This is a genomic window from Blattabacterium cuenoti (assembly GCF_014252115.1).
Lineage (GTDB): Bacteria > Bacteroidota > Bacteroidia > Flavobacteriales > Blattabacteriaceae > Blattabacterium > Blattabacterium cuenoti_AK.
The window spans coordinates 535,502-550,641 of the sequence record NZ_CP059211.1 but is presented as its reverse complement, the minus strand read 5'-3'; the positions used below and the strand labels follow the sequence as shown (position 1 = coordinate 550,641).

The 15,140-nt window shown below is 24.9% G+C and carries 14 protein-coding genes and 1 tRNA gene; 5 read left to right on the top strand and 10 right to left on the bottom strand.

Annotated features, from left to right (window positions below; all coding sequences use genetic code 11):
- Positions 1-153: 153 nt before the first annotated feature.
- Positions 154-1,989: an ABC transporter ATP-binding protein gene (locus tag H0H44_RS02685; RefSeq protein WP_185871586.1), complete on the top strand. Its 1,836-nt coding sequence runs from the start codon at positions 154-156 to the stop codon at positions 1,987-1,989.
- Position 1,990: 1 nt separating this feature from the next.
- On the top strand, positions 1,991-2,707 hold the full coding sequence (locus H0H44_RS02680; RefSeq protein ID WP_185871585.1) for a DUF475 domain-containing protein: 717 nt from the start codon (positions 1,991-1,993) through the stop codon (positions 2,705-2,707).
- Here H0H44_RS02680 and H0H44_RS02675 read toward each other — a convergent pair.
- From H0H44_RS02675 to folP, 5 genes are all read right to left on the bottom strand, one after another.
- Positions 2,704-3,858, bottom strand: a complete 1,155-nt coding sequence (locus H0H44_RS02675) for a dihydrolipoamide acetyltransferase family protein (protein ID WP_185871584.1) — start codon at positions 3,856-3,858, stop codon at positions 2,704-2,706. The two genes, H0H44_RS02680 and H0H44_RS02675, sit on opposite strands and share 4 nt — an antisense overlap.
- Before the next feature lie 44 nt (positions 3,859-3,902).
- Entirely contained in the window at positions 3,903-4,907 is a 1,005-nt protein-coding gene (gene pdhA, locus H0H44_RS02670) for a pyruvate dehydrogenase (acetyl-transferring) E1 component subunit alpha (protein ID WP_185871583.1), read from the bottom strand.
- A gap of 71 nt (positions 4,908-4,978) precedes the next feature.
- Positions 4,979-6,277 carry a UDP-N-acetylmuramoyl-tripeptide--D-alanyl-D-alanine ligase gene (locus tag H0H44_RS02665; protein ID WP_185871582.1) on the bottom strand — a complete coding sequence of 433 codons (1,299 nt, stop codon included), beginning with the start codon at positions 6,275-6,277 and terminating at the stop codon, positions 4,979-4,981.
- Between the two features lie 44 nt (positions 6,278-6,321).
- A complete protein-coding gene (locus H0H44_RS02660; protein ID WP_185871581.1) occupies positions 6,322-7,092 on the bottom strand; it encodes a diadenylate cyclase in 771 nt (256 codons plus the stop codon).
- 47 nt (positions 7,093-7,139) lie between these two features.
- Positions 7,140-7,973: a dihydropteroate synthase gene (gene folP / locus H0H44_RS02655; RefSeq protein WP_185871580.1), complete on the bottom strand. Its 834-nt coding sequence runs from the start codon at positions 7,971-7,973 to the stop codon at positions 7,140-7,142.
- Between the two features lie 40 nt (positions 7,974-8,013).
- On the opposite strand from folP, the gene H0H44_RS02650 reads away from it, so the two are divergent.
- The 3 genes from H0H44_RS02650 to H0H44_RS02640 all read left to right on the top strand — a co-directional run bounded on the left by H0H44_RS02650 (position 8,014) and on the right by H0H44_RS02640 (position 9,423).
- On the top strand, positions 8,014-8,520 hold the full coding sequence (locus H0H44_RS02650) for a nucleotide modification associated domain-containing protein (RefSeq protein WP_185871579.1): 507 nt from the start codon (positions 8,014-8,016) through the stop codon (positions 8,518-8,520).
- Between the two features lie 31 nt (positions 8,521-8,551).
- The gene (gene tpiA / locus H0H44_RS02645; protein ID WP_185871578.1) at positions 8,552-9,310 is read left to right on the top strand and encodes a triose-phosphate isomerase; all 759 of its coding nucleotides are present in this window, start codon (positions 8,552-8,554) and stop codon (positions 9,308-9,310) included.
- A gap of 39 nt (positions 9,311-9,349) precedes the next feature.
- Positions 9,350-9,423 (top strand) — tRNA-Arg (locus tag H0H44_RS02640).
- A 3-nt stretch (positions 9,424-9,426) separates the two neighbouring features.
- Here H0H44_RS02640 and H0H44_RS02635 read toward each other — a convergent pair.
- The 5 genes from H0H44_RS02635 to ubiE are packed head-to-tail and all read right to left on the bottom strand — an operon-like array spanning position 9,427 to position 15,068.
- Positions 9,427-10,290 (bottom strand): sigma-70 family RNA polymerase sigma factor, encoded by an 864-nt coding sequence (locus H0H44_RS02635; protein ID WP_185871577.1) that lies wholly within the window; start codon positions 10,288-10,290, stop codon positions 9,427-9,429.
- Complete coding sequence (pnp, locus tag H0H44_RS02630; protein WP_185871576.1) at positions 10,287-12,446, bottom strand: polyribonucleotide nucleotidyltransferase; 2,160 nt, start codon at positions 12,444-12,446, stop codon at positions 10,287-10,289. Before pnp ends, H0H44_RS02635 begins: the two co-directional genes overlap by 4 nt.
- 39 nt (positions 12,447-12,485) lie before the next feature.
- Positions 12,486-12,740, bottom strand: coding sequence for a 30S ribosomal protein S15 (gene rpsO / locus H0H44_RS02625; protein WP_185871575.1), 255 nt, complete (start codon positions 12,738-12,740; stop codon positions 12,486-12,488).
- Between the two features lie 35 nt (positions 12,741-12,775).
- Positions 12,776-14,293: a GH3 auxin-responsive promoter family protein gene (locus H0H44_RS02620; protein ID WP_238786125.1), complete on the bottom strand. Its 1,518-nt coding sequence runs from the start codon at positions 14,291-14,293 to the stop codon at positions 12,776-12,778.
- A gap of 52 nt (positions 14,294-14,345) precedes the next feature.
- Positions 14,346-15,068: a bifunctional demethylmenaquinone methyltransferase/2-methoxy-6-polyprenyl-1,4-benzoquinol methylase UbiE gene (gene ubiE, locus H0H44_RS02615; protein ID WP_185871574.1), complete on the bottom strand. Its 723-nt coding sequence runs from the start codon at positions 15,066-15,068 to the stop codon at positions 14,346-14,348.
- Between the last annotated feature and the right edge of the window lie 72 nt (positions 15,069-15,140).

Sequence of the window (15,140 nt, the reverse complement as noted above, 5' to 3'; positions counted from 1 at the left end):
AGTTACGAAAATTGTAAAAAAATTTCTCACACGCATATTATTTTTACATGAAAAATATATGTGAAATTATTATTTTATTAACAGATTAAAAAATTTTTATATCTATCTTTATTGTATTACTTGGTAGTGTATTGATGTATTTAAGAAAACTAAATGAATGCACTTGAAAAAATTTTAGCTTATTCAAAGCCCTATAAATATCATTATATTATCAATATATCATGTAATTTCTTATATTCTTTATTTTCAGTTATATCCATAATATCTATTTCACCTGTATTGAGTATCTTACTTGAGTCTTCTGAAGATAAAAATAAAACAACATTTTTTAATTCTTTTAATATATCTTTTGATTTTATTATTTATTTTTTTCATGATTATATAAAAATATTATTATATAATTATGGAAAAATAAATACTCTAACTATATTTTGCATTTTTATTATTGTTCTTTTTTTAATTCGTAATATTTTTCGATATCTAGCAGAATATTTTTTAATAGGAATAAAAACTTCTATAGTTCGAAATATTCGTAATGACTTTCATAGGAAAATACTTTCTTCACCCTTAATTTTTTTTTCAAATCAAAGAAATGGAGATTTAATGTCCAGATTATCCAATGATGTTAATGAAATAGAAATTTCTATTGTTAGCTCTTTGGCTAATTTGATTAGTTCTCCTATTATGATTTTTTTTCACTTGTTGACTTTATTTTTTATGAGTTATCAATTAACATTTTTTGCTTTTTTTTTACTTCCTTTAATGGGAATTTTTTTATCTATTATAGGATATAGTTTGAGAAAAGATGCAAGAGGAGCTCAAAATCAATTAGGAAAATTATTCTCTGTTATAGAAGAAACTTTAAATTCAACTAAGATTATAAGTATTTTCAATGCTGAAAACAAAATGCAAAAACGTTTTGAACAAGTATCTGAATATCAGAAAATACTTTCTGCTCGTTTAAATAGAAAAAAAGAATTGGCATCCCCTATGAGTGAATTTTTAGGTTCAATTACAATGGTCTTAATTATTTGGTATGGAGGAAAACTTTTTTTAGAAAAAAAAGGTATGGCTCCAGAAATACTTTTTCCTTTTATAGGACTGTTTTTTCAAATTATTAATCCTGCAAAAAGTTTAGTCAATTCTATATCCAATATTCAAAAAGGAAGAGCAGCTGCAGAACGTATTATAGAAATATTGAATACTGAATATGCATCAAATGATAAAATCAGATATAAAAAACCTACTTTTCGTTTTGAAAACGAAATTTTATTTCGTAATGTATCATTTACTTATAATAAAGTTATATTAATTAAAAATTTAAGTTTTTCTTTAAAAAAAGGAAAGACTGTAGTTTTAGTAGGTCGATCTGGAAGCGGAAAATCTACCGTTGCCAATTTATTGGCTAATTTTTATAATGTAACATCTGGAAAGATTACTGTAGATGGAATTAATATTAAATATTTAAAAATTAGAGATTATCGAAAGTTGTTAGGAATTGTAACTCAAGAACCAATTCTTTTTAATGATTCTATTTTAAATAACATAGTGTTAGGAGAAGAAAAAAAAATATCTATAAATTCTGTTATAAAAGCAGCTAAAATTGCTAATGCACATTGTTTTATAAAAAAATTACCAAAAGGATATGACACAATTATAGGATATAACGGAAATAAATTATCTTTAGGTCAAAAACAAAGAATAAGCATAGCAAGAGCTGTTTTTAAAGATCCTCCAATCATGATTTTAGATGAAGCTACTTCTTCCTTAGATACAGAATCTGAACTTACAGTTCAAAAAACCTTAAATGAAATGATGAAAAATAGAACATCTCTTATAATAGTACACAAATTATCTTCCAATATTATACAACATGCAGATCATATTATTGTATTAGAAAAAGGAAGAATTATAGAACAAGGAAAACACAGTACTCTAATTTCAAAAAAAGGAGCTTATAGCAAATTATTGTCTTTACAAAATTTTTAAAATGAACATTGAAAAATGTATTACAGAAATCATTCATAATCCCCTATCATCTATTTCTATTATAGTAAATTTGTTTTTAATAGAGAGTATTTTATCTATAGATAATGCAGCAATGTTAGCTTCTATGGTTTTAAACCTTAAAAAAAAAGATCAGAAAAAAGCGATAAAATATGGAATTATTGGTGCTTATTTTTTCAGAGGATTGTGTTTATTATTTGCATACAAATTAATTAATATATGGTGGTTAAAACCATTAGGAGGAATATACTTGATTTTTATAGGTTTGAATCATTTTTTTATAAACAATAAAAAGAATTCTCTTAATTCAAAAAATAAAAAACTACAATATTCTTTTTGGAAAGTCGTTTTTTTTATAGAAACAATGGATTTAGCTTTTTCTATTGATAATATTTTAGCTTCTGTTGCCTTATCAGAAAACTTTATATTAATTTTATTAGGCGTTTGTATAGGGATTTTTTCAATGAGACTGATTACTCAATTTTTTGTTAAACTAATAGAAAAATTCACATCTTTGAAAGATTCTGCCTTTCTTGTAATCATTTTATTTGGAATAAAGCTTCTTTTTTCCTTAAAACAACATGTTCCTGATTTATTTTTACTTTTTTTCTCAGAAAAAATATTCTCTTTACTAACTTTTTCAATATTTATATTTCCCATTTTTTTATCATGGATAAAAAAAATAATAAATAAAAATTAAAATAATATAGTAATTGGATCTTCTAAATAATTTCTAAGAGAACGGATATATTCACTTCCTTTAGATCCATCTATAATTCTATGATCACAAGATAATGTGATTTTCATTATGTTTCCTATCTCAATTTTATAGTTATTTACAATTGGACGCATCATAATAGCTCCTATAGATAATATAGATGTATTAGGTGTATTAATTATGGAAGTAAAAGATTCTATTCCATACATTCCTAAATTTGAAACTGTAAAAGTACTATTTTCTATTTCTTCTGGTTGTATTTTTTTTAATTTTGAACGTAATACTTTATCTTTTATTTCTTTTGAAATTTGCAGTAATGATTTTTGATCTGCATTTTTAATAACAGGAACTATTAATCCATCTTTTATAGCTACAGCGATTCCAATATGAATATTAGGATGTATAATGACTTGTTCATCATTCCATGATACATTCATATCAGGGTGTCTTTTTAAAGATTGAGCTACTGCTTTTATAATAACATCATTAAATGACACTTTTTCTTCTAAAGAAAGTTTATTATTTAAATTTTTTCTAAACTCAATTAATTTATCCGCATTTATTTCACTAAATAAATAATAATGTGGGGCTGAAAATTTGGAATAAGTCAAATGTTTTGCAATTCTTTTTCTTATGGAAGAATGACCTACGATACTTTTATTTTTTTCTTTTCTTAAGTTGGTTTCTTTGTAAAATTCTATATCTTTTTTAACAATTCTCCCATGTTCTCCACTTCCTTTTTCTTTTATTTCATCTATAGAAATTCCTATTTTTTTAGCCATTTTTTTTGCTACAGGAGATATAAATATTTTTTTATTTTCTTTATTTTCTTTCTCTTTTTTTATTTTTTTATTTTTAGATTCTAATTTGGAAATGATGTGACTTATATCTTCCCCTTCATCTCCTATAATCGCTAATACGTCATTTACATGCGTTGTTTCTCCTTCCTTCACTCCAATAAAAAGTAAAATACCACTAACATCTATTTCAAAATCTTGAGTAGCTTTATCAGTTTCTATTTCAGCTAAAATATCACCCTCTGAAACTTTATCTCCTACTTTTTTATTCCATTTAATTACAGTCCCCTCTTCCATTGTGTCACTTAATTGGGGCATGGATATTATTTCTGCCATGATTTTATTTTTTCTTTAATCTAAGGGTATTTTTTTTCATATGTTTATGAAGAAGATACCTTATCTAAAAAAGGATAATTTTTTTCATGATAAACAACATTATACATTTCTTCTAAAGAAGGAAAATCTGAATTTTCAGCAAATTCAACACAAGACTCTACCTTTTTCTTTACTTCATTTTCTATTAAATGTAAATTTTCTATGGTTTCCCATTTATTTTGTACAATCGTATTTTTTAATTTTAAAATAGGATCTTTTTTTTTGTAAAAATGTATCTCTTCTTTGCTACGATATAATTCAGAATCAGACATAGAATGTCCTCTATATCTATATGTTTTAATTTCTAAAAAAGTAGCGCCTTCTCCTCTTCTAGCTCTTTCTATAGCAATAAAAGCTGATTTTGCTACTTTTTTTGGATTCATTCCATCCACGTGATAAGAAGGCATTCCATATGATTTTCCAATTTCATAAATTTCTTCTATATTACTGCTTCTTTTTACGGAAGTTCCCATAGCATATCTATTATTTTCACATATAAATACAACAGGAAGTTTCCATAACATAGCCATGTTAAATGTTTCATGTAAAGAACCTTGCCTTATAGCTCCATCTCCCATAATAGTTATGGTTACTGCTTTTCTGTTAAAATATTTATCGGCAAAAGCAATTCCAGCTCCTAATGGAATTTGTCCTCCTACAATTCCATGTCCACCATAAAAACGATGTTTTTTACTAAAAATATGCATAGAACCTCCTAATCCATGAGATGTTCCCGTTTTTTTACCTAACAGTTCCGCCATTACTTTTTTTGGGTCTACTCCCATAGAAATAGGTAAAATATGACATCTGTAAGCGGTTATAATTTTATCTTTAGATAAATCCATTGCATGAGTTAATCCAGCAGGAATCGCTTCTTGTCCATTATACAAATGTAAGAATCCTCTAATTTTTCGTTTTAAATATAAGGTACGACATTTGTCTTCAAATTTTCTCCAAAAAAACATATCTTCGAACCACTTTATATAGGTTTTTGTGGTAATTTCTTTCATTATAAAGAAAAATTTTATGAAATCATTGCGTACAAATTTAATCTTTACAAAATCAATATACAAAGAAAAAGTTAAATTAAATAAATAAGACTTTCTAACGCAATTTTTCTAGACCCCTTAATAAGAATATAATCTGTTTTTTGAATAGAATATCTATTCATACATTCAACAAAATTCTTTTTATTTATAAATTTTCTGATTTTGCAGGAAGTTTTTTTAGTTTTAAAGAAAATATCCCCAATTAAAAAAGCAATACTGATATTGCTTTTTTCTATAAAAGAAATGATTTTTTCATGTTCATTATTAGAAAATAAACCTAATTCTAACATATCTCCTAATATCACTATTTTAGTACCTTGTATTTCATTAAAAAAAGTAAGAGCTTTTATCATACTAGTCGGATTTGCATTATAACAATCTATAATAATTTTTATATTTTTTCTTATCAAAATTTGAGAACGGTAATTATTAGGAATATATTCTTCTATTGCTTTTTTCATTTTTTTTATAGAAATGTTGAAATATCTTCCAATAGTTATAGCAGAAGCTATATTAGATAAATTATAACTTCCTATTAAAGGAGAAACAATTTCCTTATTTTGAATAGATAAAGATGACTTTAAACTATTTTTTTTCCATAAATATTCAATATTTATATCAGATCCTTTTTTTTTTTTAGAAAAAATGTATCTATTCATTCCTAAACTATTAGATAATTGTATTGGATCATCTCCATTAATAAATACTAACTTGTTTTTTTTTTTTAAAAAATCATACAACTCTAATTTACTACGTATAATTCCTTTTACATTTTTAAACCCTTCTAAATGCGCTTTTCCAAAATTAGTGATATATCCATAATCTGGATTAATAATGTAACACATTTCTTCTATCTCTTTTTCATGACTTGCTCCAATTTCTATTACAGAAATTTGTGTATCCACAGACATAGAAAGTATAGTTAATGGAACTCCTATATAATTATTGAAATTATTTTTCGTATAATGAACTTTTTTGTATTTCTTAGAAAGAACCGCTCTAGTAAGCTCTTTAGTTGTAGTTTTTCCATTGCTTCCAGTTATAGCAATAATAGGAATGTTAGATAATCTATATCTATGATAGACTGCTAATCTATGTAAAAAATATAATGTATTTTTCACATAAATAATTTTTTTGCAGGAAACATATTTTTTGTTATCGACTATAGATAATAACGCTCCATTTGAAATAGCTTCATATGCAAATTGATTTCCATCAAAGTTTTTTCCTTTCAAAGCTATAAAAATAGATCCTTCTTTAACTTTTTTACTATTTATTTCTATACCAGAAGAATTAGAATATATTTGATATATATATTGAATTATATTCATAAGTCATATAATATAATAAACAATTTTTTTATTTATACTTCTTATTAAAGCAAATCTTCTTCAAGTTTCATTTTTAAGTTATTAATATTAGTGATTACAGTTCTTTTTTGATCTTTTATGTAAGAAATATAACCTGTTTCTTCGGATATAACAAGGCATATAGCGTCTGTTTTTTCAGATAAACCAATAGCAGCTCTATGTCGTAAACCTAAACGAGATGGAATTTCTTTATTATAAGAAACAGGAAGAATTGCTCTTGTTTTTATTATTTTATTTCCTGTAATAACTACAGCTCCGTCATGCAATGGACTATTTTTATAGAAAATACTTTCTAAAATAGAAATATTAACTTTAGCATCCATTTCATCTCCATTTTGGATAAATTCTTTTAAATCTTGATGTAATTGAATCACTATTAAAACTCCTGTTTTATCTCCTGAAAAAATAGCACAAGCATTTACTATGCTATCTATAGTTTCAGTTTTAATTGAAACTCCTGATTTTTTGAAGAAAGAGAATATAAACTTTTTGAAAAAAATTCTACTTCCTACTATGAGAAGAAATTTTCTAATTTCTGGTTGGAATACAATAATTAAAGCTAAAAAACCTCCTTTAAAAAAAGCACTTATAACTATGCTAAGAAGTTTCATTTTATAAATTTCTACTATTTTCCAGAAAATAAAAGTTGCAATGATACCATAAAAAATATTTAAAGCAGCAGTTCTGTAAACCAATCTGTAGACTTGAAATAGAATAATGGTTACTAAAAAAATATCTAAAATATCAATGAAAGAAATTTTTAATAAATATAACAATGAAAAAAAAATTCACGTAAAATAATATTAAGTTATTAGATAGAGAATTATAAAAATTTTTTATAATATTGTACTAATTTAATGCATTCTACAGCTTCTTTAACATCATGTACACGTAAAAATTTGGATCCATTTAAAATCGCTATAGTATTTATGATAGAAGTCCCATTTAATAATTCTTCATAAGAGTTATTTAAAATACATTTTATCATGGATTTTCTAGAAATACCAACTAAAATTGGATAATCTTTAAAACCCAATAATGACAAATGTTTTAATAATTTGAAATTTTGTTCTAGCGATTTTCCAAAACCAAATCCAGGATCCAAAATAATATCCTGAATTCCAAGTTTTCTTAAATAGTATATTTTCTCTGAAAAAAAATTATTTATTTCTATAATTATATTTTTTCTAAAATGAATTTTTTTTTGCATGTTTTTAGGGGTTCCTTTCATATGATTTAATATATACGGTATTTTAAGTTTTCCTAATAAACGAAACATATTTTTATCTAAAGTCCCTCCTGATATATCATTAATCATTACAACACCTTCTTCTACTGCAATTCTAGCTACTTCACTACGAAAGGTATCTATAGATACTTTTATATCTGAAAAATTTCTTATAATAGCACGAATAGGTTTTGTTATTCTTTTTATTTCTTCTTTTTCCGTTATGAATTTAGCTCCTGGTCGTGTAGAACAACCTCCAACATCTATAAAATCAGAACCTTCATTCAATAATGTTTCTATATGTTGTAATATTTTATTTTCAGAATATAATTTTCCACCATCATAAAATGAATCAGGGGTTAAATTAACTATACCCATCACTTTTGGTTCTTTTAAATGTAATAAAGTACCTGCACAATTAATTATCATTGATAAACTATTTATTGTAATTTTAAATAAACAAAATAATATGAATCTTTCTTATTCTTCTACTGATTTTATTATTCAGAAATGTAAAAAACTTTTTCTAGAAAAATTAAAAGATTATGGATTATCATGGAAATTTTGTCATAATTATTCCATAGTAGATCAAATTTTAGTTAAAATAATTCGTATAAAAAATATTCAATCAAAAAGATATCAAAAGATTAAAGAAGAAAAAATAATAGATACATATATAGATATAATAAATTATTTTATTATTATTCTAATTAAACTAGATACTTTTTTTATATCAAATTTTCATAAAATATCACATTATGATGTGATATTAATATATAATGAAAAATTGAAGAACATAAAAAGTTCCATTTATTTTATGGAAAAAACTTTAAATAAGTTTTGCATAGATAATATTTTAGAAGAAATTTTATTTCTATTAAAAAAAAAGAAAGAAAAAAATTCATTTAAAGAGTTAGAAAAATTGTGTTTAAAAATATTAGTAGAAATTATTTTTTTTTTAAGAAAAAATCTTTAAACAATTTTTTATATTTATAAATAAATAAAAAATGAGAAAAAAAGTTGTTATTGCAAATTGGAAAATGAATTATGATTTTTATGAAACGACTTCTTTTATTAGAAATTTTTTAAATGTTATTTCTGAGAGAAACATAAATCATGATAAAGAAATCATTCTTGCCCCTTCTTTTCCTTTTTTACATATTTCAAATCAAATTCTACAAGGAACAACTTTAAATGTTGCAGCTCAAAACATTCATCAAAAAGAAAAAGGCTCTTATACCGGAGAAGTCTCAGCATTAATGTTAAAATCTATAGGAATTCAAAAAGTTATATTAGGACATAGTGAACGTAGAGAATTTTGTTTTGAGAAAAACAATATTTTATTAGAGAAAATAAAAATAGCGTTAAAATATGATTTAAATATTATTTTTTGTGTAGGTGAATCTTTTATTGAAAGAAATGATAATAAACAATTTGAAATCGTTAAAAATCAATTAAAAAAAACTGTTTTTCATTGTTCCTTAGATGAGATAAAATCTTTTTATATAGCATATGAACCAATATGGGCAATTGGAACAGGAAAAACTGCAACGTTTGAACAAGCTCAGACAATGCATGAGTTTATTCGTATTTTGTTTTTAGAAAAATATGGAGAAAACATTTCTAATAAAATATCCATTTTATATGGAGGAAGTATTAATGATACTAATGCAAGAGATCTTTTTTCCCAAAAAGATATAGATGGAGGTCTTATTGGTAATTCTTCTCTAAAACTTGAAAAATTTTTAAAAATTGTTCAGTCGTAATGTTATTTTTATTTTACTAGATGTTATATTTGTACTTTAGGCCTCGTAGCTTAATTGGAAAGAGCATCTGACTACGGATCAGAAGGTTAAGGGTTCGAATCCCTTCGAGGTCGCGTTTATCCTAAATAAGGTTTCAATATTTTACTCCTAGAAGAATGTTTTAATCTTTTTAAAGCTATACTCTCAATTTGTCTAACACGTTCTCTCGTTAAATCACAAGATTGTCCTACTTCTTCTAAAGTCATAGGTGGTGATCCATTCAAACCAAAATGCAAAATGATAACACGACGTTCTCTTTCATTTAAAGTCTCTAAAATTCTTTTTATATCTTTACGTAAAGATTCTTTTTCTAAGTGTTCATCTGGACGAGGAGATTCATCAGATCGTACTAAATCATATAAATTAGAATCTTCTCCTTCTATCAAGGGAGCATCCATTGATACATGTCTTCCTGAATTTTTTATGGATTCTTCTACATCTTTCTCATTCATATTCAAGTGTTCTGCTATTTCTCTTGCAGAAGGAGTTCTTTGTAATTCTTGCTCTAATTGAGCTAATGTTTTTAATATTTTATTTAACAAAGCTAATTTATTTGTAGGTTGTCTAATAGAACGTGATTGTTCTGCTATAGCTTGTAAAATAGCCTGTCTTATCCACCATACAACATAAGAAATACATTTAAAACCTCTTGTCTCATCAAAACGTAATATTCCCTTTATCAAACCTAAATTTCCTTCATTAATTAAATCACATAAACTCAATCCTTGATTTTGATATTGTTTAGCAACAGAAACAACAAAACGTAAATTAGCATTGACAAGTTTATTTATTGCTTTTGCATTTCCTTCTCTTGCTTTACGAGCATATTCAACTTCTTCTTCTGGAGTTAATAATGGAATTTTACCTATTTCATGAAGATATTTATCTAATGATTCAGATTCACGATTTGTTACTTGTTTAGTAATTTTAAGTTGTCTCATATTTTTTTATTTTTATTCATTTTAGGACGATTAGGGCGAGGTAAAAGTACTTTTCTAGAGAGTTTCATTTTCTTATTTTTTTCATCCATTCCCATGAATTTAACGTCAATTATATCTCCTATATGTAATTCTTCTTCTATATTATTCAATCTTTTCCATCCTATTTCAGAAATATGTAACAAACCTTCTACTCCTTTAGAAATTTCAACAAAAGCACCAAAATCTTTTATAGATTTCACTTTTGCTTTATAAATTTTTCCTAATTCAGGTACAAAAGCAATTTTTTTTATTTTATTTATAGCTTTTCCTATTTTTTCATCATCTTTTCCGATGATTTCAATGAAACCTAAATCGTCTTTTTCTTCAATTATTATATTTGTATCTGTACATGATTGTATTTCTTGAATTATTTTTCCACCGGGACCTATAACTGAACCTATAAAATACTTTGGAATATTAAAAGTATATATTTTTGGAGCATTAGGTTTCATTTTTTTTCTGTGTTTAGGTAATGTTTCTAACATTTTTTTTAAAATAAAAATACGCCCTTCTAAAGCTTGTGTCAAAATTTTATTTATAAGATCGTATGTTATTCCTTCCATTATTTTTACATCCATTTGACATGCTGTAATTCCATATTGAGTTCCTGTTATTTTAAAATCTAAATCTCCAAAATAATCTTCTTCTCCCATTATGTCTGATATAATAATTTTTTTTTCATTTTCCATAAATAATCCCATAGCAATTCCAGATACAGGATTTTTTATGTGAATTCCAGCGTCCATTAATGCTAAACTGGCAGCACAAACTGTAGCCATAGAAGATGATCCATTAGATTCTAGAATATCAGAAACAACACGAATTGTATATGGATTATTATTAGGTATGATATTTTTTAATGCACGTTGAGCTAAATTTCCATGACCTACTTCACGTCTAGATACTCCTCTAATAGAACGTATTTCACCTGTAGAAAAAGGAGGAAAATTATAATGTAAGTAAAATTTTTCCTGATTTTCCATAATAACATTATCAATTTTATTAGCATCTAAAGATGATCCTAATGTAACTGTAGTTAGAGATTGAGTTTCTCCTCTAGAAAATAAAGCAGAACCGTGTACTCCAGGTAAATAATCAACAAAACTAGATATTGAACGTATTTGTTTACTAGTTCTACCATCTAATCTTATTCCTTTTGAAAAAATTAAGTTTCTGATAATTTTTTTTCTAATTTCTTCAAAATATTGATCAATAAAAGCTTCTTTATTTTCTGTTTTTTCTTCTGTTAAAAAATTTTTTTTAAAATCATTTAATACAATTTTTTCTTGAATGGATCTAGTTTTTTTATCTAGAAATTTTTGATATATTTTTTCAATTTTTTCATATGAAAATAAAAAAAGTTCTTTTTTTAATATTTTATTTTGAGATAAATTTATTGAATTTTGTCTCTCAAAGAAAAAAACGCGACTGTCTGATAGTTTTTCAACTAAACGGATTTGAGCTTCTATTTGTGGTTTTATGGCTTTATGAGCTGAAATTACAGTTTCCAAAAACTCATTTTCTTTTACTTCTTTCATTTCTCCTTCCATCATAATAATGGAAGCTTTTGAAGCTCCTACTATTAAATCTATATCCGATTTTTTTAACTGATCTAAACTAGGATTAATAATAAATTTTCCATTAGAACGTATAATACGTACTTCTGATATAGGCCCATTAAAAGGTATTCCCGCTACTGACAAAGCCGATGATGCTGCTAATCCTGCCAATCCATCCGGTAAAACAGTTTTATCATATGAAAGTAAGGAAATCATAATTTGTATTTCTCTTTTAAAAGATTCTGAAAATGTGGGTCTTAAAACACGATCAACTAATCTCATTGTTAAAATTTCTTCATCAGAAGGCCTTCCTTCTCTTTTTATAAACCCTCCAGGTATTTTACCTCCAGCAGAATATTTTTCTCTATAGTTTACTGTTAAAGGTAAAAAAATTGTTTCATTTTTTATTTCTTTGGAAACAACCACAGTTGCCAAAAGCATTGTATTCTCCGAACGTACCACAACTGCTCCATCTGCTTGTTTTGCCAATTCCCCTGTCTCTATAATGATTGTACGTCCATCTTCCATAGATATGATTTCTTTTACTATATCTGGCATATATTATTAGTTTTCTATATAACTATAGAAATTATATTATTACTTTCTTAATCCTAAATGTTTAATTATTTTTTTGTAATTGTTAATATCATGTTTTTCTATATATTTTAGCAATTTTTTTCTTTTCCCTACCATTTTTACTAAAGCTCTTTCTGTATTAAAATCCTTTTTATTATTTTTTAAATGGTTATTTAAATGATTGATACGATAAGTAAACAAAGCAATTTGAGCTTTAGAAGAACCTGTGTCGTATGCAGATGTTCCATAAGTTTTAAATATTTCTTTTTTTTCCATATTTAAAGTTAAAAATATTTTTTTGAAATTAATCTCTATTTTTTTTCCATTTCTAAGATTGAATCAATATATTTTCTATTATTGTATAAACGAGGAATTTTATTTTGTCCTCCTAATTTTTTATGTTTTTTTAACCAATTATAAAATAAACCATTTCTAGCTGCATATATAACAGGAGGACCTAAAACGATATTTTTATATCGTTTAATTTCATAATCTGAATTCAAGGATTTTAGTTCATTATCTAAAATATTACTAAACTCACTTAAGTTATTAGGACGTTTTTCAAATTCTATAATCCATTCATGGGATCCGGAGTTTTTTTGATTCATAAATATAGGACCTGCTGTATATTCATGAATAATAGAATTTGTTTTCATACAAGTTTTATTCAAAGCTTTTTCTGCATTTTCAACAATTAATTCTTCTCCGAAAGAATTAATATAATGAGTGGTTCTTCCTGAAATGGAAATTCGATATGGAGATAAACTAGTAAACTTAACAGTATCTCCAATTATATATCTCCATAATCCTGCATTAGTAGAAATAACAAGAGCGTAATTTTTATTTAATTCTACTTTTTCAATAGAAAATATTTTAGGATACGCATTATTTATTTCTTCTATAGGAATAAATTCATAAAATATACCATGATTTAATAATAATAAAAGATCTTTAACGTTCTTTTGATCTTGTATAGCAAAAAAACCTTCTGATGCACTGTAAACATCATAATAATTTATGGATTTATCAAATAATTCTTGATATTGATAAATATAAGGTCTTATATTCACTCCTCCATGAAATATTACTTCTACATTAGGCCATATTTCGTCAATTTTTTTTTTGTCAAATTCTTTTAATAATTTTCTTAAAAAAATAAGCATCCAAGAACAAACACCTAATAAAATTCTAACATCTTGGGGTCCTGTTTCTTTTACTATACTTTCTAATTTTTTTTCCCATTCACTCATTAGAGCTATTTTTTTTCTGGGTACACAAATATTCTCAATCCAAAAAGGCATGTTTTGAATTAAAATAGAAGATAAATCACCATAAAATGTATTATATATTCTATGTAATTCATAACTACCTCCTAAACGAACAGCTTTTCCTAAAAAAATTTTTGTTTTAGGATGATTATGAATATAAATAGATAACATGTCTTTTCCTGCTTTATAATGACATGTATTCATAGCCGATTTAGTAACAGGAATATATTTGCTTTTTGCATTAGCAGTTCCAGATGATCTAGCAAACCATTTTACTTTTCCTGGCCATAATATATTTTTTTCACCTTTACGAATTCTTTCTACAAAATGTTTTATATCAGAATATTTACATATAGGAACTCTTTCGGAAAAGAGTTTATATTTTTTGATATCACAAAATCCATATTTTTTTCCATATTCGGTATTTCTTGCATACAGAATTAGTTGATTCATTAATTTATTTTGTATTTCTATTGGATAACGTATAAAAAATTCTATGTTTTTAATTCTTCTTTTAAGAAAAGAAGGTGTAAAATATCCAGATAAATACTTTATTATCATTATGCAAAAATATTTTAGTTATTTACAAGATATATTAATGAAATTTAATCATTTATTTTTTTACTAAGTAAATAGAAACAACTTCAAAAGTTAATCTTTCTGTATGAACAGGATTGAAATTATGGTATTTTAAAAGTTTATTCATTTTTTTATTACAATAGTAGAAGGATAGTATAGATTCTTTTAAATAATTGTAGGAAAAATGGTTTTTAGAAATAAAATTTCCGATTTTTTCTACAAAACGTAAGTAAAAATAATAAATTTTTTTGATCCAAAAATTGGAGGGTTTAGAAAATTCTAAAATTGCTAAAATTCCTGAAGGTTTTAAAATTCTGTATATTTCTCTAATAGAATGATGTATGTATTGAAAATTTCTTATTCCAAAAGCAATAGTAACTATATCAAAAGTCTCGTTTTGAAACGGTATATTTTGTGAATATCCTTGAATGATTTTCACTCTTTTTCCAAAAGAGTGATTTTTTATTTTTTTTTCCGCTATTTCTAACATCTTATTAGATGGATCCAATCCTACAATATAAGCGTGTTTGAATTGATTAGCTAATAAAACAGCTAAATCTCCAGTACCAGTAGCTAAATCTAATATATTTTTAATTTTTATTTCACTAAATTTATATAATAAATGAATTGTTGTTTTTCTCCAAACAGGATCCAGGCCAAAAGACAATATATGATTTATCATATCGTATTTATAAGCAATGTGATTGAACATATGTTTCAACTTATCTTCTTTTGAAGAAGGATCATATTTTTTCATAATATTTGAATTTACTTCTTAAAATTAAAGAATATGAATAAAAAAAATGATTTTTTAATTATTTAAAAATTG